Origin of the sequence: Streptomyces viridifaciens, assembly GCF_001888885.2 — a bacterium.
GTDB lineage: Bacteria > Actinomycetota > Actinomycetes > Streptomycetales > Streptomycetaceae > Kitasatospora > Kitasatospora aureofaciens.
The window spans coordinates 1,824,896-1,846,252 of the sequence record NZ_CP090841.1; the positions used below are offsets into that span (position 1 = coordinate 1,824,896).

The following is a 21,357-nucleotide window of genomic DNA, read 5'->3' on the forward strand; positions in this document are numbered from 1 at the left end:
CATGATCCTCCACCTCGCACCCCTGGACGACTGGCTGGCCGACCCCGGCCGCCCGTACGCCACCGCGTCGCTGCTCACCGACGGGTTCATCCACTGCTCGGCCGACGAGCAGACGGCGCTCGCGGTGGCCAACGCCTTCTACGCCGACACCCCGGACCCGCTGATGGTGCTGCTGATCGAGGAGGCACTGGTGGAACCGATGGTCAAGTGGGAGGCCCCGCACGGCGCCCCGCCGCCCGGCGCCACCCCCGGGGTCCTGTTCCCGCACATCTACGGCCGGCTGAACCGCACCGCCGTGGTCGGCCTGGAGAAGGTCGAGCGCGGCCCGGACGGCCGCTGGTCCGCCCTCAGCCCCTGGAGCTGAAGAACCCCCGGCCGAGCAACCCCCAGCTGAAGAACCCCGAGCCGAGGAACCCCCGGCCGCTCACCGCCACCCCGCTCACAGCCACCCCCGCTCCCGGGCCGCCATCCCGGCCTGGAAGCGGGTGGTGGCGCCCAGCGAGCGCATCAGGGCCTGCAACCGCCGCTGGGTGGTCCGGGCGCTCCAGCCCAGCGAGCGGGCGATCGACTCGTCGGTCAGTCCGGCGGCGAGCAGTCCGAGCAGCTTGCGGTGGTCGGCGTCCGGCTCCGGCGACGCCTCCCCGGTGCCGATCGCGGCCTGGAGCTGCACGGCCCGCTCCCACTCCGCCTCGAACAGCGTGTCCAGCGCCTGGAGCAGCGCCGAGGGGTGGATGACGTAGGCCGCGTCCAGCACGCTGTCGCCGACACTGATCGGAATGACCGCCATCCGGTCGTCCGAGATGATCATCTTCATCGGCAGCGTCGGCCGTACCCGCGCCTCCTCGCCGTCCGCGACGCCGACCATGATGTTCTTCTCCAGCCGGCCCGGCCAGGCCACCGCGTCCCGGTCGTAGATCGTCCGGAACCTCAGCCCCTCCCGCAGCCGCCGCCGCTGCAGCGGCATCGCCGCCACCGGGTCCTGGATGTACGGCGGCCGGTCGAAGCCGCGCACCTGGTACTGGCTGGTCCCGGTGATGTGCTCCAACCGCTGGGCGATCGCCTCGCCGCCGGTCAGCACCTCCACCGAGTGCGCCGGGTCGGTGTAGCGGGAGGCCTCCCGGAAGGCGTCCATCAGCCGGTGCATCTCGGCCCGGGCGTGCCGAAGTTCGGACTCCCGGTGGCCGATCAGGGTCCCTATCGCCACGTCCGGGGCGACCGGCAGGTAGCGCTCCCGGTCCACCGGCGCCCGGGTGGCCATCCCCTGCTGCGCCAGGCGGTCCAGCGCGCGCACGCACTGCTGGAACGTCAGGGCGCAGCTCTCGGCCAGTTCCTCCGCGGTGGACTGCGGATTGGCCACCAGCGCCGCGTACACCTGCCCGTCCGGCTCGGCCAGTCCCAACGGGCCGAGCGCTCGCCCGGCGGACCGCCCCAGTGCTGCATCGGACACGACGCCGTCTCCCCCTGTTCGCCCCGGAACACCCCCTCCGACGCCGTGCTGGCGCAGTCCCGCCACTCGGCGGGCCGGTGCTCCGGTGGCCATCCTCGGCCACGGATCATGACGCTGACAAGGCCGTGACCAGCGCTTGCGTCCCGGCTCACAGACAACGCCGGAGGGTCCCCCGCCACCACGGGCGGGGGACCCTCCGAAGAACTCCGGGTGAACCTGCCGGTTACAGGCCGACCTCGCGCATCAGCTGGCCGACCTCCGGGTTGGTCAGGCGGCGCAGCCAGCCCGACTTCTGGTCGCCGAGCGCGATCGGACCGAAGTGGGTGCGCACCAGCTTCTCGACCGGGAAGCCGACCTCGGACAGCATCCGGCGCACGATGTGCTTGCGACCCTCGTGCAGGGTCACCTCGACCAGGTAGTTCTTGCCGACGTTGGAGACGACCTTGAAGCTGTCGGCGCGGGCGTAGCCGTCCTCCAGCTCCACGCCCTGGGCCAGCTGCTTGCCCAGGTCGCGCGGGATCGGGCCTTGGATGGCGGCCAGGTAGGTCTTGGTCACGCCGTACTTGGGGTGGGTGAGGCGGTGGGCCAGCTCGCCGTGGTTGGTGAGCAGGATGATGCCCTCGGTCTCGGTGTCCAGCCGGCCGACGTGGAACAGCCGGGTCTCCCGGTTGGTCACGTAGTCGCCCAGGCACTGGCGCCCGTCCGGGTCCTCCATGGTGGAGACCACGCCGGCCGGCTTGTTGAGCGCGAAGAACAGGTAGGACTGGGTGGCGACGGTCAGGCCGTCCACCTTGATCTCGTCGTTCTGCGGGTCGACCCGCTTGCCCTGCTCGGTGACCCGCTTGCCGTTGACCTCGACCCGGCCCTGCTCGATCAGCTCCTCGCAGGCGCGGCGACTGCCGACGCCGGCCCGGGCCAGCACCTTCTGCAGGCGCTCGCCCTCGGGCTCGCCGAAGGTCTTGGGCAGCTTGACGGCCGGCTTGTCGTGCCGGGCGAGGACGGCGTCCTCGATCTTGGCCTGCAGCTCGCGCGAGCGCTGCGGCTGGCGACGCGGGTCGCCCGGGGCGCCCTGGCCCTCCCGGCGCGGACGCGGGGCCGGACCGGGGCGACGGCCGGCGAAGCCGCCGCGCGCCGGGGTGGCGTTCGGGCCGCCGCCGTACTCGGGGCGGTCGTACTTGCGCTCCTCGGGCCGCAGCGGGCGGTCCGGGTAGCGGCGGTCGTCGCGCCGGTCGTCCCGGCGGCCGCCGTCCCGCCCGTACGACCCGCCGCGCGAACCCGAACCCGAGCCCGAACCGCCGCCGTACGACCCGCCACGACCGCTGCCGCCGCCGTACGAACCGCCGCGCGAACTCGACCCCGAGCCGCCGCGACCGCTGCCGCTGCCGCCGTAGGAGCCGCCGCCCCGGCCCCCGCCCTGTCCGCCGCGACCGCTGCCGCCGCCGCTGCCGTTCCTGCCGTTGCCACTGCTACGCATCAAAGTGTCCGTACGTCGTTCCGTCTGGGATGTGCGGTCGTCTCGGCCGACCTCACCTCCCCCTACCGATCGTGCGTTGCCCGACCGGCCTCGCCACTGCCGTCCGCGGCCTGCACGGCAGCGGCGGCGACCGCCTCCGCGATCATCGTGCCCTCCAGGGACTCCGCTTCCACGTCGTCGACCTCGGGCAGGAAGGGAGCGAGCTCCGGCAGCTCGTCCAAGCCGCGGAGCCCCATCCGTTCCAGGAAGTAGTTCGTCGTCCGATACAGGATCGCACCTGTTTCGGGCTCGGATCCGGCCTCTTCCACCAGTCCTCGCTGTACCAGGGTACGCATCACGCCGTCACAGTTCACACCGCGGACGGCGGAAACCCGTGATCTGGACACCGGCTGCCGGTAGGCGACCACCGCCAGGGTCTCCAGCGCGGCCTGGGTCAGCCGGGCCTGCTGGCCGTCCAGCAGGAAGCGGTCGACGGCCGCGGCGCAGGTGTCCCGGCTGTAGAACCGCCAGCCGCCGGCCACCAGCCGCAGGTCGAAACCGCGCCCCTGGGCGGCGTACTCGGCGGCCAGCTCGCGCAGGGCCTGCGCCACCTCGGCCCGCGGCCGCTCCAGCACCCCGGCCAGCCGTTCCTCCCCGACCGGCTCGTCGACGACCATCAGGACCGCCTCCAGCTCGGCCCTCAGCCCCGGCCCGAGGGGCTTCCCGGCAGCACCGACGGGCTCCTCGGGCGCATCGGAAGTCGACGGAGCCGACTTCTGGCGCACCACCCCGGGCTCGCCCTCCACCTGCTGCGGCACCACCGCCGGCCCGGCCACCGGCTCCGGCACCGCCGCCGGCTCCGGCAGCAGCGCGAAGGCCGGCTCCAGCCACTCCTCGGCCCGGGGCCGCCCCGGCAGCCCGAGCGGGCGCCGCACCGGCCGCCCGCCGTCGTTCCCGCCGCTCATCGCCGCCCGTCCTCCTCCCGGGACCGCTCCGGCTCGCCCGCCGGACGGTCGAACTCGTCGGTCACCTCGACCGCGCCCCGGCCCTCCTCGGCCACCCAGCGCACCCGCAGCTCGCCGAGCGCCTCCGGCTGCTCGAAGGCCAGCACCCGCTCCCGGTACAGCTCCAGCAGTGCCAGGAAGCGGGCGACCACCACCATGGTGTCCGGTGCGTCCGCGACCAGCTGCTGGAAGGAGGCCTCGCCGAGGCCGGTCAGCAGGTCCACCACCAGGGAGGCCTGCTCGCGCACGCTGACCGGCGGGGTGTGGATGTGGTCCACGTACACCACCGGCTTCGGCTTGGGCTCCATCGCCTTGGCCGCCATCTGGGCGAGCCGCTCCGGCCCGACGGTGATCACCACCTCGGGCAGCAGCTCCGCGTGCCGGGGCTCCAGCCCGACGGTCCGCGGGCGCCGCAGCAGCTCGGCCGCCCAGCGCTCGCCGAACAGCGCCGCCGCCCGCTTGTACGCCCGGTACTGCAGCAGCCGCGCGAACAGCAGGTCACGCGCCTCCAGCAGGGCGAGGTCCGCCTCGTCCTCGACCTCGGCCACCGGCAGCAGCCGGGCGGCCTTGAGGTCGAGCAGGGTGGCGGCCACCACCAGGAACTCGGTCGCCGCGTCCAGGTCCCATTCCGGGCCCATCGCCCGGATGTGCGCCAGGAACTCGTCCGTCACGGTGGCCAGCGCCACCTCGGTGACATCCAGCTTGTGCTTGGCGATCAGGCTGAGCAGCAGGTCGAAGGGGCCCTCGAAGTTGTCCAGCCGTACCCGGAAGCCGCCCCGCGACTCCTCCTCGGTGGCGTTCACGGCGCTGGCGGCTGGTTCGACGGTGCTCGGCATGACGGTCCATCTTCGCCCGTCCGCACGGCTCGGCCCGCCCCGGGTCCCGCCGACACGCCGACCCCCCGACCCGCCGGTCCAGCGACACGCCGACCGGCCCGCCGCCGTCGGCGCCCGGCGAGGGCGCCCTACCGGCCGCGCAGCCGCCGGACCAGGATCGAGGCCTCGCCGCGCTGCTCCAGGTCCGCCAGGACGACCGCGATGGCCTCCCGGACGATCCGCCCGCGGTCCACGGCCAGGCCGTGCTCGCCGCGCAGCACCAGCCGGGTGTGCTCCAGGTCCATGAGCTCCTCGGCGGACACGTACACGGTGATCTTCTCGTCGTGCCGCTCGCGCCCGCTCGGACGGCGCGGCGCACGGCCGCGCGGGCGGGCGCGCCCGGCGGCGGTCTGCTCCTCGGCGGCACCCGCGTGAGCGCGGCCCGCCGGAGAGGCGGCGCCACCGCGGCCCCCGGTCACGGTCTTCCCGGCCTGGGCTTCGCCAGGCGCGGAGCCCTGGCCCCCGGCCGTCCGCTGGACGGGCGGCTGCCCGGGCGGGGGCACCGCGGCGCCCGACTGCTGGTCCTGGGGCATCCGCCGGTCGTCCTGGGCTGCCTCGGCCCCCTCGGCGCCGTCCGTGCCGTTGACGGTCCGCGCGGTCTCCGGTCTGGATGCCTCGGCGGCCGGACGCGGCGCGAGGGACGGCGACAGCGCCATCCCGCCGGTGGTCCGGAACAGCTCGTCGGCACCCGGGAGACTCACTCGGCGGGGCGGCACCGGTCGAGCACCTCCCTGGCGAGCTGGCGGTAGGCGGCGGCACCGACCGAGTTGGTCGCGTACGTCGTGATGGGCTCGCCGGCGACGGTGGTCTCCGGGAAGCGCACGGTCCGCCCGATGACGGTGTGGAAGACGTGCTCGCCGAACGCCTCGACGACCCGCGCCAGCACCTCACGGCTGTGCACGGTGCGCGAGTCGTACATGGTCGCCAGGATGCCGTCCAGGCGCAGCTCCGGGTTGAGCCGCTCGCACACCTTCTCGATGGTCTCGGTCAGCAGCGCGACGCCGCGCAGCGCGAAGAACTCGCACTCCAGCGGGACGATCACGCTGTGAGCGGCCGTCAGCGCATTGACCGTCAGCAGGCCCAGCGAGGGCTGGCAGTCGATGATGACGTAGTCGTAGTCCGGCAGCAGCGGCTTCAGGGCGCGCGCCAGCGCGGACTCCCGGGCCACCTCGCTGACCAGCTGCACCTCGGCGGCGGAGAGGTCGATGTTGGAGGGCAGCAGGTCCATGCCGGGAACGGCGGTCTTGAGCAGCACTTCATCGGCCGTCAGGCCCCGCTCCATGAGCAGGTTGTAGACGGTGACGTCGAGCTCCATCGGGTTGACGCCGAGGCCGACCGAGAGCGCGCCCTGCGGGTCGAAGTCGACGAGCAGCACCCGGCGGCCGTACTCGGCCAGCGCCGCGCCCAGGTTGATGGTCGACGTGGTCTTGCCGACGCCGCCCTTCTGGTTGCACATGGCGATGATCTGGGCGGGGCCGTGCTCGGCGACCGGCGCGGGGATCGGGAAGTACGGCAGCGGTCGGCCGGTCGGGCCGACCCGCTCGCGGCGCTGGCGCGCGGCGTCGGGGGCCAGCGTGGCGGCGTACTCCGGGTCCGGCTCGTACTCGGCGTCCGGGTCGTCGTAGGCACCGTAGGCGAACTCGCCGTAGGCCAGGCCGTAGGCCGCCAAGTCGGTGTCGTGGTCGGTCACCGTGGTCACCTGCGCTGTGTTCTGGCGTGCTTCGAAGGTACGGAGTGCGACCGAGCCGACCTCGGCCGAGCCCACGGAGGGCTGCCGGGCCCCGGGCTCCTCACTCGGCTGGCCGGCGGTGAGTTCCGCCAGTCCTGGCTGACCACCCCCGGGAGCAATTGTCGACTCATTCACAAGTCGTCTTACCTCCTTGGGGATCCAGGACTCTATGTCGATTCGTCAGCGTGGCAGCATGCCGACGGTTTGCGACTCTAGGCCGTTCAAGGCGTTCGCAGCAACACAATCCACGGTAGTGGGCACGATGTGTCGACTATCGGGCGGGCTGCTGTCAAGGGATGAGCGGGCTTATGACCCTAACGTTTCTGCGGGCGGCCGCGGGGTCTGGTGGGACGACCCACGGGAATTGACGACAGAGCGACCCGCCCGCTCCACCCGGCGTTCGCGGGCACGGCTAAGCCCCCGACCCGAACGGATCGGGTCGAGGGCGAACGACCGCCGTGCGGTCAGGGAGTTCAGGCGAGCACGCTGTCCAGCGTGACCGACTCCAGGCCGAAGGCGTCGGCCACGGCCGGGAAGGTGATCTGACCCTCGTGGACGTTCAGGCCCTTCGCGAGCGCCGGGTCGCGGCGCAGCGCGTCCTTCCAGCCACGGTTGGCCAGCTCCAGCACGTACGGCAGGGTGGCGTTGGTCAGCGCGTAGGTGGAGGTGTTCGGGACGGCGCCCGGCATGTTGGCCACGCAGTAGAAGACCGAGTTGTGGACCTGGAAGGTCGGGTCGTCGTGCGTGGTCGGGTGCGAGTCCTCGAAGCAGCCGCCCTGGTCGATGGCGATGTCGACGAGCACGGAGCCCGGCTTCATGCGGGAGACCAGCTCGTTGGTGACCAGCTTCGGGGCCTTGGCGCCCGGGATCAGCACGGCGCCGATGACCAGGTCGGCGTCCAGGACGGCCTTCTCCAGCTCGAACGAGTTGGACATGATGGCCTTGATCTGGGTGCCGAAGATCCGGTCGGCCTCGCGCAGCTTGTTGATGTCGCGGTCCAGCAGGGTCACGTCGTAGCCCATGCCGATGGCGATGGTGGCCGCGTGCCAGCCGGAGACGCCACCGCCGATGACGACGGCCTTGGCCGGGTGGGTGCCGGGCACGCCGCCGGGCAGCACGCCGCGGCCGCCGGCCGGACGCATCAGGTGGTACGAGCCGACCTGCGGGGCCAGGCGGCCCGCGACCTCGGACATCGGGGCGAGCAGCGGCAGCGCGCCGTTGCCCAGCTGCACGGTCTCGTACGCGATCGCGGTGGTGCCCGAGGCGATCAGCGCGTCGGTACCGGCCCGGTCGGCCGCCAGGTGCAGGTACGTGAAGAGGGTCTGGCCCTTCCGCAGCCGGTGGTACTCGGAGGAGATCGGCTCCTTGACCTTCAGCAGCAGGTCGGCGGTGGCCCACACCTCGTCGGCGGTGGGGAGGATGGTGGCGCCGGCGGCCACGTACTCCTCGTTGGGGATCGAGGAGCCGAGACCGGCGTTGTCCTCGATGTAGACCTCGTGTCCGTTGCGGACCAGCTCATGCACGCCGGCGGGCGTGATGGCCACGCGGTACTCGTGGTTCTTGACCTCGCGGGGGATGCCGACCTTCACGGCTAAACACGTCCTCTTGCCATGGGGGTCCCGACCGGAGAAGACCGGTGGGCGACGCGCACGTGGGGAAGCCTCCGGGCAGGCCGGGGCAGGGGATCGCTGCGCGACTGAGTTCGAGTGTAATGAAGCCCAGGCGGCGTGTCAGCCTTCCAAATCGAATAATTTCGCCGAACACATTGGCAGGTTCGTAGGCTTCCACAGGAACTTACCTACCATGAGCGCTCCAACCGGGCACTTTCGACGATACCTCCGAAACCGACCTCACCACCCGCCGCCGACGCGTTCCCGCAGGTCCGCGAGGGCGGCTCCGACGGCCTCCCGGCCCCGTTCGTCGCCGGTCCGGCGCAGCACCGCGAGGGCCGCCCGGTACTCCCGGTCGGCCTCCTCGAAGCGGCGCTGGGCGGTGTGCGCCTCGGCCACCCGGGCCAGCAGCCGGGCCTCCGCCGCGTGGTCCCCCAGCGACTGCCGCAGGGCGAGCGCCCGCCCGTACCAGTCGGCGGCGCGCACCGCGTCGCCGAGGGCCCGGTGGCAGCCCGCCGCCCCCTCGAGGGCCCGGGCGCAGAGCGGTTCGTCCCCGACCGTACGGGCGTGCTCCAGGGCGGCCCGGTAGTGCGTCCCGGCCTGCTCCCAGCAGCCCGCCGCCGCCTGGAGGTCGCCCAGGTTGAGCAGTGCGGCCGAGGCCCGGCGGGGGCGGCCGTTGCGCTCGGCGACGGTGAGCACCAGCTCGTGCAGCCGGTACAGGTCGGCGGGGGCGGCAGCGCCGGTCAGCGGCAGCGCCCGCAGCAGCGCGGTGACCAGCCGGCCGGCCGAGCCGTCCAGGTCGCCCTGGCCGATCGCGTCGGCCACCGCCCCGAGCAGCAGCTCCCGCTCGCCGAGCAGCCAGTCCCGGGCCTGCTCGGCCGAGCCCAGCCGCAGCGCGGCCGGCAGCGGGTCGGGGGCGGGGCCGTCGGCCGGGTCGAGCAGGGCGCGGGCCGATTCGGTGAGCCGGACCAGCCGCTCCAGCAGTCGGGCCCGGGCGAGCTCGGTCTCGGCGGGCCGGTCCTCCTGCTCCCGCAGCCGGACCAGCCGCGGGTAGAGCCGGCCGGGCACCCGGTAGCGCGGGGTGCCGTCGACGGCCGGAGCCTCCTCGCCGAGCAGCTCCCGCTCGGCGAGCGCGGCCAGCGTCGCGGCGGCCTCCGGCGCCGGGCAGCCGACCAGGGCGGAGGCGGTGCGCGGGTCGGCGGTCTGCGCCGGGGCAAGGGTGAGGGTGCGCAGCATCCGCGCCTGGGCGGCGGGCAGCCCCCGGTACACCAGGGTGAAGGCGCCCAGCAGCGGGTCGTTGTCGGGGACGGGCACCGGTTCCGCGGGCTCCGGCGCGGGCTTCACCCAGCTCGCCGGGCTGCCGGCCGGTTCGGCGGCCGGCGGTTCCGACCCGGCCGACCCGTCGGTGGGGGCGGACCCGGCCGCCCGTTGCTCCCCCTTGTTCTCCCGGGGCTTCTGCCGCCCCTGCCGGTCGGTCCTCCCGGCCTTGGCCGCCTTCGCGGACCTGCCCGCCGCCCCGTCCGGCCTCGCGGACTCCGACTGCTCCCCCACCACCCGGTTGAGTTCACGCGCCGCCTCCGTGACGGCGAGCTTGGGGTCGCCGCGCAGCCACCCGGCCATCAGACGCAGCGCGGCGGGCCGGGCGGCGCAGGCCTCTGCGAGGTCGGCCCCGCCGACCGGGTCGCAGGAGATCCGGGTGCCGCCCACCAGGTCGGCCAGCAGTTCACCGGAGGCCTGGCGGTCCAGCCCGCCGAGGATCACCGGGTCGATGTCCTCGATCCCGGTGAGCGGCCCGGCCGTGGTGGCGACCACCAGACAGCCGGGCTCGTCGGCGAGCAGCGGCCACACCTGTCCGGCGTCCCGCACGTCGTCCAGCACCAGCAGCACCTTCAGCCCGGCCAGCGCCTCCCGCAGTGCCGCGCAGCCCGGTTCGTCCCGGCCGTCCTCGACCACCCCGGGCAACGGCACGGCGGCCTGCGGGTCGAGCTGCTCCAGCAGCAGCCGGGCGGCCCGGCCCGGTGGCACCCGCCCGCCGTCGGGGGCGGAGAGCCGGGCGAACAGCACCCCGTCGGGGTAGTCGGCGGCGACGGTCCGGGCGAAGCGGGCGGCGAGCGCCGTACGACCCGAGCCGGGCCGCCCGGCCAGCACCAGGACGGGGCAGCGACCGCTCACCCGCCGGGTCGCAGCCGCCCGCAGCGCGGCCAGCTCGGCGCGCCGCCCGGCGAACAGCGCGGGCCCGGCCGGCAGCCGGTCGAGCCCCGGAACGGCGCTCGCGGGCGCGTCGGGGCCGGAGTCCATCGTCGCCGTCTTCCTCGCCACCCGTGCCCACTCCCGACGTCATCCCGCGCTCAGCGCCCCGGCGCGAAAAAGCGGGCGGCCCGGGACGGGCGCCCTGTCCGGGAAGCGTAGTTCGACCGTCCGGCTGATCAGAGGTGACATCCGGTCGTACGAACCGGCAAATCATCCCAAGGCATCAAGCCGGGTCGTTCGCCGACGTCCCCCGGGGCGCCCGCTGCCCGGTGGGGCTCACGCCTCGGACGGGCTCACGCCTCGAACGGCCGGGCCGGCCACGGGGCGTCCGGGCGGCGCAGCGCGTCCAGGCCGTCCGGGGAGGTCAGCGCGGCGTGCAGGGCGAGGGTGCCGGTGATCAGGGTCGGGTTGTGCAGCTGACCGGCGTGGATCAGCCGGATCAGCTCGGGCACCGGCACCCAGGCGACCTCGATCTCCTGCTCCTCGCCCTCGGCCGCGTAGCGCTCGCCCTCGGCGTCCGACAGGTCGGTCGCCAGGAACATCCGCAGCGCCTCGTCGGTGCCGCCCGGGGAGGTGTAGTAGTCGGCCAGGATCCGCCAGGTGTCGGCCTTGCAGTGGGCCTCCTCGTACAGCTCGCGCTGGGCGGCGTGCCACGGGTTCTCGCCCGGCACGTCGAGCAGGCCGGCCGGCAGCTCCCACAGCCGCTGGCGGACCGGGTGGCGGTACTGGCGCAGCACCAGCACCCGCTCCTTGTCGTCCAGGGCGAGTACGGAGACCGAGCCGGGGTGGGTCTGGTAGTCGCGCCGGGCCCAGCTGCCGTCGGGCATCCGGACCTCCTCGCTGCGCACGCCGGTGACCTTGCCCTGGAACGGCGTGGTGCTGCCCCGGACCTCCCACTCCTCGGCCGTGTCGGCGATCACCAGGTCGCGCTGCTCGTCCATCGCTCTCCCCTTTTCGTCAGTACGACACAATCTAACGCCGGACGGCGGCTCCACGGGAATCGCGGAGCCGCCGTCCGGTGAACGACCGAGGAGGAGACGACTACTCGGCGGGCGCGGTCTTGATGTCGATGGCGGCCTTGACCAGGCCCGCGAACAGCGGGTGCGGGCGGGTCGGGCGGGACTTCAGCTCCGGGTGGGCCTGGGTGGCCACCAGGTACGGGTGCACCTCGCGCGGGTACTCCACGTACTCGACCAGATCGCCCTTGGGCGACAGGCCCGAGAACTGCAGGCCGGTCTTCTCCAGGTCCGCACGGTAGGCGTTGTTCACCTCGTAGCGGTGACGGTGGCGCTCCTCGACGTACTGCTCACCGCCGTACACCTCACGCACGATCGAGCCCTCCGCCAGCTTGGCCGGGTACAGGCCCAGACGCATCGTGCCGCCCAGATCGCCCTTGCCGTCCACGATGGCCAGCTGCTCCGCCATCGTGGAGATCACCGGGTGCCTGGCCGCGGCGTCGAACTCCGTCGAGTTCGCCTCCGGCAGACCCGCAAGGTTGCGCGCGGCCTCGATCACCACGCACTGCAGACCCAGGCACAGCCCCAGCAGCGGGACCTTGTTCTCCCGCGCGTAGGTGATGGCACCCACCTTGCCGTTGACGCCCCGGTCCCCGAACCCGCCGGGAACGCAGATCGCGTCCACGTCACCCAGCTGCTCCCGCGCGCCCTCCGGGCTCTCGCAGTCGTCCGAGGTCACCCACTTGATCTCGACCCGGGCGTTGTTGGCGAAACCACCGGCGCGCAGCGCCTCGGTCACCGACAGGTAGGCGTCCGGCAGGTCGATGTACTTGCCGACCAGGGCGACCTTGACGATGTGCTGCGGCTCGTGGACGCGGCGCAGCAGGTCGTCCCAGGTGGTCCAGTCGACGTCGCGGAAGGGCAGGTCCAGGCGGCGTACGACGTAGGCGTCCAGGCCTTCGCCGTGGAGGACCTTGGGGATGTCGTAGATCGACTTGGCGTCGATGGCCGCGACCACCGCTTCCTCGTCGACGTCGCACATCAGGGAGATCTTGCGCTTGATGGCCTGGGGGACCTCGCGGTCGGCGCGCAGCACGACGGCGTCGGGCTGGATGCCGATGTTGCGCAGCGCGGCGACGGAGTGCTGGGTGGGCTTGGTCTTGAGCTCGCCCGAGGGGCCGATGTAGGGCAGCAGGGAGACGTGCACGAAGAACACGTTGTCGCGGCCGACCTCGTGGCGGACCTGGCGCACGGCCTCCAGGAACGGCAGCGACTCGATGTCGCCGACCGTGCCGCCGACCTCGGTGATCACCACGTCGACGTCCTCGGTCGCCATCCGGCGGATCCGGGACTTGATCTCGTTGGTGATGTGCGGGATGACCTGGACGGTGTCGCCCAGGTACTCCCCGCGGCGCTCCTTGGCGATGACCGTCGAGTACACCTGCCCGGTGGTCACGTTCGCCGAGCCGTGCAGGTTGGTGTCCAGGAAGCGCTCGTAGTGACCGATGTCCAGGTCGGTCTCGGCGCCGTCGTCGGTGACGAAGACCTCACCGTGCTGGAACGGGTTCATCGTCCCGGGGTCCACGTTGAGGTACGGGTCCAGCTTCTGCATCGTCACGCGCAGGCCGCGGGCCTTGAGCAGCGCGCCCAGGCTGGAGGCGGTCAGCCCCTTGCCGAGCGAAGAGGCGACACCCCCGGTGACGAAGAGGTGCTTGGTCGTCACGGCGCGGCCGTTCGCTGCCTTGCCGGAATGGGGCTGTGCCAAGAGGGGGCTCCCGTGGGTCGCGTGTCGAAGGTGACGTGGGCGGGAGGCTCGCGGCTCGCCGGGCGACGGAGGCCGCGAGTGCTCGGCGCTCGTAGGGTCGTCGGTTCGGCTGGTCCGGGGCGTTTGACCCCGCCGGTCCACGGGATACCAGGGTATCAGTGACCTGACCGGGACGCCTTTCGGCCCGCGCGCGGCACTCGGGGAGCGTACGCCGGGCGCACCACCCGGCGCATCATGCGCCGCACGAGTCACACCGGTCGCACCACCCACCGGACCGGGCCAGCCGGAGCGCACCGTCCGGGCCATTCCGGCTCCTCCGTTACGGCCACCCGGAGCTGATCCTTCCGGACCATCCTGCGCCGCGCCCCCGCGATGCACGGCATTTCCGCCGAATTGCGGCGCCACACGAGGCTGCGCCCGCGTGCTTCGCCCCTTTCGTCCGTCGTAAGCTGCACGGACGCATCGCGACAGCACGAGCACGCGGAGGGCGTGGGAGCGTCAGGACACTCCCGGTCCCCGATGCGCGACCGGACCTCCCCGTAATCCAGCTCCTTCCCACCCACCCCCAGGGGCTCGACCGAGCCCCGCGCGGACACTCCAGCAAGGCCCGCCACCACCCCCCCGGCGGGCCGGACGTCCCGGGGTGAACCCCCGGCCCCGCAGACCGCTCGCTCCCTGGTTCGTTCGCCGATGCCCTGACCACATTGCGAACTGGAGATCCACGTGGCCGGCCGTATCGAGGACTACGCACTCATCGGGGACATGCAGACCGCTGCCCTGGTCAGCAGGGACGGGGCGGTGGACTGGCTCTGCCTGCCCCGCTTCGACTCGCCGGCCGTGTTCGCCGGCCTGCTCGGCACCGATGAACACGGCTTCTGGCGGATCGGTCCGGCCGAGGCCGTCGTGACCGAGCTCCCCGCCCCGGCCGCCACGACCCCCGCCGCCGTCGGCCGGGTCCGCATCGCCACCCCCGGCGACCTGCGCGTGCCCCCGCCCACCGCCGCCGCCCCCGCCCTGCCCGCCGACCGGCGCCGCTACCGGGGCGACTCGCTGATCCTGGAGCAGGAGTGGGACACCCAGGGCGGCACCGTCCGGGTGATCGACTTCATGCCGCCCCGCCCGCTGGCCGGCCGGGACGCCGTCCCCCAGGTGATCCGGATCGTCGAGGGCGTGGCCGGCGCCGTCCGGATGCGCTCGGCGCTGCGGATGCGCTTCTCGTACGGCCGGATCGTCCCCTGGGTGCACCGGGTCGAGCAGGCCGACGGCGGCCACCGCACCGTCGCCATGGCCGGCCCCGACTCGGTCTGGCTGGACGGCGAGGCCGAGACCTACGGCCGAGACCTGACGACGTACGCCGACTTCACCGTCCGGGCCGGCGATCGGATCGCCTTCGCCCTCACCTGGCAGGCCTCCCACCTGGAGCCCCCGGACGTCCCGGACGCCGAGGCGATGCTCGACGCCACCGCCGACTTCTGGCACGACTGGGCCGACCAGTGCACCTACCAGGGCCCCTACCGCGAGGCCGTGGTCCGATCGCTGATCACCCTCAAGGGCCTCACCTACGCCCCCACCGGCGGCATCGTCGCCGCGCCCACCACCTCCCTGCCGGAGGACATCGGCGGCGAGCGCAACTGGGACTACCGCTACACCTGGCTGCGCGACGCCGCGATCACCCTGTCCTCGTTGCTGCGCACCGGCTACCGCGAGGAGGCCAAGGCCTGGCGGGAGTGGCTGCTGCGGGCCGTCGCCGGGGACCCGGAGAACCTGCAGATCATGTACGGCATCGCCGGCGAGCGCGAGCTCAACGAGACCTCGCTGGAGTGGCTGCCCGGCTACGAGGGCTCCCAGCCCGTCCGGGTCGGCAACGGCGCCGCCGGGCAGCTCCAGCTCGACGTCTACGGCGAGGTGGTGGAGGCCCTGCACCTGGCCCACATGACCGGCCTGGTCCGCAACGACCACGCCCACCACCTCCAGCTCCGCCTGATCGAGTACCTGGAGGACCACTGGCAGAACCCGGACGAGGGCATCTGGGAGGTCCGCGGCCCGCGCCGGCACTTCGTCCACTCCAAGGTGATGGCCTGGGTCGCGGTCGACCGCACCATCAAGCTGCTGGAGCAGACCCCCGACGACGCCCCCGCCGACGGCCACCTGGAGCGCTGGCGCGAACTGCGCGACACCATCCACCGGGACGTCTGCGAGAAGGGCTACGACCCGGAGCGCAACACCTTCACCCAGTACTACGGCGGCCAGGAGCTGGACGCCTCGCTGCTGCTCATCCCCCAGGTCGGCTTCCTGCCGCCGGACGACAAGCGGGTGATCGGCACCATCGAGGCGATCCAGCGCGAACTGTCCACCGAGGACGGCTTCGTGCTGCGCTACCCGACCCACGACGAGACGGGCAACAACGTCGACGGGCTGTCCGGCCACGAGGGCGCCTTCCTGGCCTGCTCCTTCTGGCTGGCCGACGACCTCGCCATGATCGGGCGGGTCCAGGAGGCCCGCGAGCTGTTCGACCGGCTGCTGTCGCTGCGCAACGACCTCGGACTGCTCGCCGAGGAGTGGGACCCGCGGCTCAAGCGCCAGGTCGGCAACTTCCCGCAGGCCTTCAGCCACGTCCCGCTGATCGACACCGCCCTGCGGCTGACCGCCTGCGGCGCCGCCTACCTGTCGGCCCAGCCGGACGGCCCGGCCGCCGACCGGATCGAGCAGGCGACGGTCTAGGTCAGGCGCGCTGGACCAACTCGTCGTAGGTGCTGAGCACCTGGGCGACGGTGGCGGCCTCGTCCGGCCAGGTCTCGGCCTGCTGCCGGCCGGCCGCCACCAACCGCTCGCGGCGGGCCGGGTCGGCCAGCAGCTCGCGCACCGCCCGGCCGAGCGCCGCCGGATCGCCGGGCGCCACCAGCACGGCGGCGTCGCCGACCAGTTCGGGGATGCCGCCGACGGCGGTGGCGACCACCGGCACACCGGCCCGCATCGCCTCCTGGACCACCAGCGAACGGGCCTCCCAGCGGCTGGAGACCACCACCACGTCGGCGGCGGCCAGCAGGTCGGGCACGTCGGTGCGGTAGCCGAGCAGTCGCACCGGCAGCTTCTCGGCGGTCACCCGCTCGCGCAGCGGGACCGCCTCCGGGCCGTCCCCGGCGAGCAGCAGCAGCGGCTCCGGGTCCAGCGCGGACAGCTCGCCGGTGGCGTCCAGCAGCAGCCCGAAGGCCTTCTGCGGGACGAGCCGGCCGACCGCAAGCACCAGCGGGCGGTCCGGTCCGTCGCCGAGCAGTGCGGCCCGCGCCTCGGCCCGGCCGATCCGGCCCTCGGGCATCGGCGGGGCGGCCACCGGGCCCAGCCGGGCGTCGGTGGCGCCCAGCTCGCGGGCCCGGGCGACCAGGTCGGAGGAGGCGCCGAGGACCAGGTCGGCGGCGCGCGCCACCCGGCGCTCCATCAGCCGCTGCAGGCGCCGCTCCATGCCGGTGGCCAGCAGCGCGTGGTGCGAGGTGACCACCAGCGGAGTCTCCGGGCGCAGGCCCGGGAACCGGCCGGCGGTGCGCAGCGCGAGGTCGGACAGCAGCCCGGCGCGCAGCCCGTGGGCGTGCACCACGTCGGCGCCGGTGAAGGCCCGGCGCAGTTCGCCGATCGCGGTGGCGTCGCTGCGGGCGCCCGCTGTGGGGGTGATGTCGACCGTGTGGAACCGCGCGCCCGTGCGGGAGAAGCCGAACAGCGCGTCCGTACCGGCCGGTGCGCAGACCGTCACGATCACCCCGTGCGCCACCAGGCCCTGGGCCAGGGAGCGCACGTGCGCACCGATGCCGCCGGTGCTGGCGGCCAGGACGAGTACCACGTGCAGCTGCCCCGGTTCGGGGGCGGCCGCGGTGGCCCGGGCAGCGGAATGGTCCACGTCGTCTCGCATCCGACTCGATCAGGTTCGCGCGCCGCTTCGCGAGGGTTGCCCGCCGGGCGGCGCTCGGGACTGGAAAGCCAGTGTCCAGCCGCCACCATGCCAGGTCGGCGGCCCTCTTGGACAGTCGGCGCCACGGGAGGCGCGCCGTCGTCCCGCAGTGAGGGCCGCCGCCCGGGACTACCGGTGGCGGGGGGCGCGGGCAGCGGCCAGCAGCTCCTCGGCGTGGGCGCGGCCCAGCTCCGAGTCCTCCAGGCCGGCCAGCATCCGGGAGAGTTCGCGCACCCGCTCCTCGTCGTTCAACACCTTGACGCCGGAACGGGTCACGGTCCCGTCGTTGGTCTTCTCCACCACCAGGTGCCGGTCCGCGAAGGCGGCGACCTGCGGGAGGTGGGTGACCACCACGACCTGGGCGGTTTCGGCCAGTTTGGCCAGCCGGCGGCCGATCTCGACCGCGGCCTTGCCGCCGACGCCCGCGTCCACCTCGTCGAACAGGTAGGTGGGAACGGGGTCGGCGCCCGCGAAGACCACCTCGACGGCGAGCATCACCCGGGACAGCTCACCGCCCGAGGCGCCCTTGGCGATCGGACGGGGCTGGGCGCCGGGGTGCGGGGCGAGCAGCACCTCGACCTCGTCCACGCCGTGCGGCCCGTACGCGACGCTTCGGCCGTCCACCTCGATCCCGGCCAGGTCGTCGACCCGGGTGATCGAGAAGGTCACCCGGGCGTGCGGCATGGCCAGTTCGGCGAGCTCGGCGGAGACGGCCTCGGCGAAGCGCCCGGCGGCGGCCTGCCGGGCGGCCGACACCTCGGCCGCCAGCTCGGCCAACTCGGCCCTCAGCTCGGTCTCCTGGGCGCCGAGCTGGTCGATCCGCTCGTCGTCGCCGTCGAGTTCGGCGAGCCGGGCGGAGCCGGCCTCGGCCCAGGCGATCACCTCGGCGAGGGTGTTCTCCTCGCCGCCGTACTTGCGCAGCAGCTGGGCCAGCACGGCCCGGCGGTCCTCGACCGCGGCCAGCCGCACCGGGTCGGCGTCCAGGTCGTCGGCGTAGCCGGCCAGGTCACCGGCGACGTCGGCCAGCAGGTAGCCGACCTCGTTCAGCCGGTCGGCCAGGGCGGCGAGGCGCTCGTCGTGGTGGCGCACCGCGTCCAGGGCGCGCCGGGACTGGGCGAGCAGGGTGCCCGCGTCCAGCGCCTCCGGGTCGGCCGGGTCGCCGGCCAGGGCGGCGTGGGCGAGGGTCGCCGCGGAGGACAGCGCGTCGGCGTGGCCGAGCCGCTCGGCCTCGGCGGCCAGCTCGACGTCCTCGCCGGCCACCGGCTCGGCGGCGGCGATCTCGTCCAGGCCGAAGCGGAGCAGGTCGGCCTCCTGGGCGCGCTCGCGGGCCCGGGTGGTCAGCTCCTCCAGGGTGGCCGAGACCTCGCGCAGGGCGCGGTAGGTCTCCCGGTAGCGGGCCAGCGGCTCGGCCACCGACTCGCCCGCGTAGCGGTCCAGCGCGCCGCGCTGGCGGGCCGGGCGCAGCAGCCGCTGCTGGTCGGTCTGGCCGTGCACGGCGATCAGGTCCTCGCCGAGCTCGGTGAGCAGCCCGACCGGGACGGCCCGCCCGCCGACGTACGCCCTGGAGCGCCCCTCGGCGGAGACGGTGCGGCTGACCAGCAGGGCGCCGTCGTCCAGTTCCGCCCCGGCCTCGACGGCGCGCGCCGCCACCGGGGAGTCGGCGGGCAGTTCCAGCCTGCCCTCCACCACGGCGCGCCCGGCGCCGTGCCGCACCAGGCCGGGGTCGGCGCGTCCGCCGAGCAGCAGGCCGAGGCTGGTCACGACCATGGTCTTGCCGGCGCCGGTCTCACCGGTCACGGCGGTGAAGCCGGGGGCCAGCTCGACCACCGCGTCGTCGATGACCCCAAGATCCCGTATCCGCATCTCGTCCAACACGGAGACGACCTTACGAGGTTCCGCCCCCGGAGCGCGACGAGCGGCAACGGCGCGCGGCAACTCGTTGCCGCCGAGTTCACCCCTTCCGGGAGGTTTGGGCGGCGGTGGGCACCGTGCACCACGGCAGGAAGAGCTGCACGAGCGGGCCGATCAGCAGCGCGTACACGACGGTGCCGACCCCGGCCGTGCCGCCGAGCAGCAGTCCGGCGGCCAGCACGGTCAGCTCGATGCCGGTGCGGATCAGCCGCAGCGAACGCCCGGTGCGCCGGTGCAGGCCGGTCATCAGGCCGTCGCGCGGGCCGGGGCCCAGGCGCGCGCCGATGTAGAGGCCCGAGGCCACGCCGTTGAGCACCACTGCGGCGGCCATCAGCGCCACCCGGCCGGGCAGGCCGTGCGGACCGCCGACCAGGCCCAGTGTGAGGTCCATCGCCGCGCCGATCATCAGCACGTTGGCGACGGTGCCCACCCCCGGGCGCTGGCGCAGCGGGATCCACAGCAGCAGGACCAGGGCCCCGCAGATCGTCACCCAGGCGCCCACGGTGAGGCCGAGCACCCGTTGCAGTCCCTGGTGGAAGACGTCCCAGGGATCCAGGCCGAGGCCGGAGCGGAGCATCAGCGCCATGCTCACCCCGTACAGGGTGAGGCCGACGGCCAGCTGCGGAAGGCGCCGGCCGAGCGCGTGGGTGTCGCCGAGGACCCGGACGGCGAGGCTCTGTCGAGCCGTTGCGGACGCGGGCGGGGCGCTCGGGGACGTCGTGGCGGTCGTGGTGGTCGTGGCGGTCGTGGTGGCCAATGGTGCTCCTGCGGGTGGTGCCGCACCCCGGGGAGCGCCCCCGGTGGTGGCGGCTCGATGGCCGCCCTGCCATGATGGCCAGGCCAATGTGGCCCTCGACAGGGCCAATCCCGAGCAAGTGGACTGATGCGCCATGGCCGACTGGCACACCACCGTCACCCCGCCCGCGCTGGCCCGGCTGCTCGCCACCGCGCGGCTCCCCGAACCGGCCACCGCCCGCCGCCCCGCCTATCGCACCCTCGCCGGGCAGATCCGGCTGCTGGTCACCGAGGGCCGGCTGCCGGTCGGCGCCCGGCTGCCCGCCGAACGCGAGCTCGCCTCCGCCCTGGACCTCAGCCGCACCACCGTCGCCACCGCGTACGAGACCCTGCGCGGCGACGGCTACCTGCGCAGCCGGCGCGGCGCCGGCAGCTGGACCTCCCTGCCCGAGGGCGCCCCGCCGCCCAGCGACGCCCTGCACCCCGTCCCGCCGGACGAGCAGGGCCGGATCCTGGACCTCGGCGTCGCCGCCCTGCCCGCCCCGCAGCCCTGGCTCGGCCTGGCCGCCGCCCGGGCCGTCGAACTGCTGCCGCACTACGCCGCCGGACACGGCCACTACCCCACCGGCGTCCCGGTGCTGCGCGAGGCCGTCGCCCGCCGCTACACCGAGCGCGGACTGCCCACCACTCCCGACCAGATCCTGGTCACCACCGGCGCGATGGGCGGCCTGCACCTGATCCAGCGGGTCCTGGTCGGCCGCGGCGACCGGGTCGCCGTCGAGGCCCCCAGTTACGCCCACACCCTCCAGGCCCTGCGCCTCACCGGGGCCCGCCTGGTGCCGGTCCCCTACGCCGCCTCCTGGCACGGGCGAGCGGGCGGGGCACAGCCCCACTGGGACCTGGAGGAGTGGCAGCGGGTGCTGCGCGGGGCCGCCCCCAAGGTCTCGTACGTCATTCCGGACTTCCACAACCCGACCGGCGCGCTGGTCGACGAGGAGCAGCGCCGCCGACTGCTGGCCGCCGCCCGGGCGGCCGGGAGCGTCGTGCTGGTCGACGAGACCACCGCCGAACTCGGCTGGGGCGTCCCGGAGTCCACCCCGCTGCCGCGTCCGATGGCGGCGCTGGACCGCTCCGCCCAGGTGGTCTCCGTCGGCTCGGCCGGCAAGCTGCTCTGGGGCGGCCTGCGGATCGGCTGGGTCCGGGCCGCGCCCGCGCTCGTCCGGCGGCTGGCCTCCGAGCGGGTCTACAGCGACGTCGGCACCCCGGTGCTCGACCAGCTGATCGCCGCCGAGCTGCTGGGCGAGCCGCTCCCCGCCGTCCGCGCCCACCAGCTGGACCGGATGCGGGCCACCGCCCACGCCTTCGCCGCCGCGCTGTCCGAGCAGCTCCCGGACTGGAGTTTCGCGCTGCCGCCCGGCGGCCTCTCGCTCTGGGTCTCCACCGGCGGCCTGTCCGGCGCGGCGCTGGCCCGGGCCGGGGAGCCCGCCGGGGTGCGGATCGCGGCCGGCAACCGGTTCGGCTCGGACGGCGCCTTCGAGCACCACATCCGGATCCCGCTCACCGTGCCCGCCGCGGCCGTCCCCGCCGCCGTCGAGCGGCTGGCCGAGGTGGCCGCCCGCGCGACGGCGGGCGGCCGGTTCGGCCCGGCCGACGAGGGCCAGGCACTGGCGGTCTGACGCCGC

16 protein-coding genes are annotated in these 21,357 nt (G+C 74.2%); 3 read left to right on the top strand and 13 right to left on the bottom strand.

Annotation, left to right across the window (positions count from 1 at the left end):
• Position 1: 1 nt before the first annotated feature.
• Positions 2-364 (top strand): DUF952 domain-containing protein, encoded by a 363-nt coding sequence (locus BOQ63_RS15420; protein WP_030290153.1) that lies wholly within the window; start codon positions 2-4, stop codon positions 362-364.
• 75 nt (positions 365-439) lie between these two features.
• On the opposite strand, the gene BOQ63_RS15425 is transcribed toward BOQ63_RS15420, so the two are convergent.
• From BOQ63_RS15425 to pyrG, 10 genes are all read right to left on the bottom strand, one after another.
• Positions 440-1,447 carry a helix-turn-helix domain-containing protein gene (locus tag BOQ63_RS15425; protein WP_157846643.1) on the bottom strand — a complete coding sequence of 336 codons (1,008 nt, stop codon included), beginning with the start codon at positions 1,445-1,447 and terminating at the stop codon, positions 440-442.
• Positions 1,448-1,670: 223 nt separating this feature from the next.
• A complete protein-coding gene (locus tag BOQ63_RS15430; protein WP_030290157.1) occupies positions 1,671-2,921 on the bottom strand; it encodes a pseudouridine synthase in 1,251 nt (416 codons plus the stop codon).
• 62 nt (positions 2,922-2,983) lie between these two features.
• Positions 2,984-3,577 (bottom strand): SMC-Scp complex subunit ScpB, encoded by a 594-nt coding sequence (gene scpB / locus BOQ63_RS15435; RefSeq protein ID WP_232543328.1) that lies wholly within the window; start codon positions 3,575-3,577, stop codon positions 2,984-2,986.
• 284 nt (positions 3,578-3,861) lie between these two features.
• Complete coding sequence (locus BOQ63_RS15440) at positions 3,862-4,740, bottom strand: segregation and condensation protein A (RefSeq protein ID WP_072654479.1); 879 nt, start codon at positions 4,738-4,740, stop codon at positions 3,862-3,864.
• A gap of 128 nt (positions 4,741-4,868) precedes the next feature.
• Positions 4,869-5,480, bottom strand: coding sequence for a hypothetical protein (locus BOQ63_RS15445; RefSeq protein ID WP_030290160.1), 612 nt, complete (start codon positions 5,478-5,480; stop codon positions 4,869-4,871).
• Positions 5,477-6,544 carry a ParA family protein gene (locus BOQ63_RS15450; protein WP_030290161.1) on the bottom strand — a complete coding sequence of 356 codons (1,068 nt, stop codon included), beginning with the start codon at positions 6,542-6,544 and terminating at the stop codon, positions 5,477-5,479. Before BOQ63_RS15450 ends, BOQ63_RS15445 begins: the two co-directional genes overlap by 4 nt.
• Positions 6,545-6,981: 437 nt before the next feature.
• Positions 6,982-8,097: an alanine dehydrogenase gene (gene ald, locus BOQ63_RS15455; RefSeq protein WP_030290162.1), complete on the bottom strand. Its 1,116-nt coding sequence runs from the start codon at positions 8,095-8,097 to the stop codon at positions 6,982-6,984.
• 261 nt (positions 8,098-8,358) lie between these two features.
• On the bottom strand, positions 8,359-10,416 hold the full coding sequence (locus tag BOQ63_RS15460) for a tetratricopeptide repeat protein (RefSeq protein WP_051747292.1): 2,058 nt from the start codon (positions 10,414-10,416) through the stop codon (positions 8,359-8,361).
• Between the two features lie 245 nt (positions 10,417-10,661).
• Positions 10,662-11,309, bottom strand: a complete 648-nt coding sequence (locus BOQ63_RS15465; RefSeq protein ID WP_030290166.1) for an NUDIX domain-containing protein — start codon at positions 11,307-11,309, stop codon at positions 10,662-10,664.
• A 100-nt stretch (positions 11,310-11,409) separates the two neighbouring features.
• Positions 11,410-13,089: a CTP synthase gene (gene pyrG, locus BOQ63_RS15470; protein WP_370863332.1), complete on the bottom strand. Its 1,680-nt coding sequence runs from the start codon at positions 13,087-13,089 to the stop codon at positions 11,410-11,412.
• Between the two features lie 723 nt (positions 13,090-13,812).
• Here pyrG and BOQ63_RS15475 point away from each other — a divergent pair.
• Positions 13,813-15,810: a glycoside hydrolase family 15 protein gene (locus BOQ63_RS15475; RefSeq protein ID WP_050366516.1), complete on the top strand. Its 1,998-nt coding sequence runs from the start codon at positions 13,813-13,815 to the stop codon at positions 15,808-15,810.
• Between the two features lies 1 nt (position 15,811).
• Here BOQ63_RS15475 and BOQ63_RS15480 read toward each other — a convergent pair whose 3' ends face one another.
• From BOQ63_RS15480 to yczE, 3 genes are all read right to left on the bottom strand, one after another.
• Complete coding sequence (locus BOQ63_RS15480; protein WP_030558149.1) at positions 15,812-16,978, bottom strand: glycosyltransferase family 4 protein; 1,167 nt, start codon at positions 16,976-16,978, stop codon at positions 15,812-15,814.
• Between the two features lie 180 nt (positions 16,979-17,158).
• A complete protein-coding gene (recN, locus tag BOQ63_RS15485) occupies positions 17,159-18,892 on the bottom strand; it encodes a DNA repair protein RecN (RefSeq protein ID WP_030558148.1) in 1,734 nt (577 codons plus the stop codon).
• Positions 18,893-18,980: 88 nt separating this feature from the next.
• On the bottom strand, positions 18,981-19,559 hold the full coding sequence (yczE, locus tag BOQ63_RS15490; RefSeq protein WP_046385386.1) for a membrane protein YczE: 579 nt from the start codon (positions 19,557-19,559) through the stop codon (positions 18,981-18,983).
• 271 nt (positions 19,560-19,830) lie between these two features.
• On the opposite strand from yczE, the gene yczR reads away from it, so the two are divergent.
• Positions 19,831-21,351 (top strand): MocR-like transcription factor YczR, encoded by a 1,521-nt coding sequence (gene yczR, locus BOQ63_RS15495; protein ID WP_046385379.1) that lies wholly within the window; start codon positions 19,831-19,833, stop codon positions 21,349-21,351.
• Positions 21,352-21,357 lie beyond the last annotated feature (6 nt).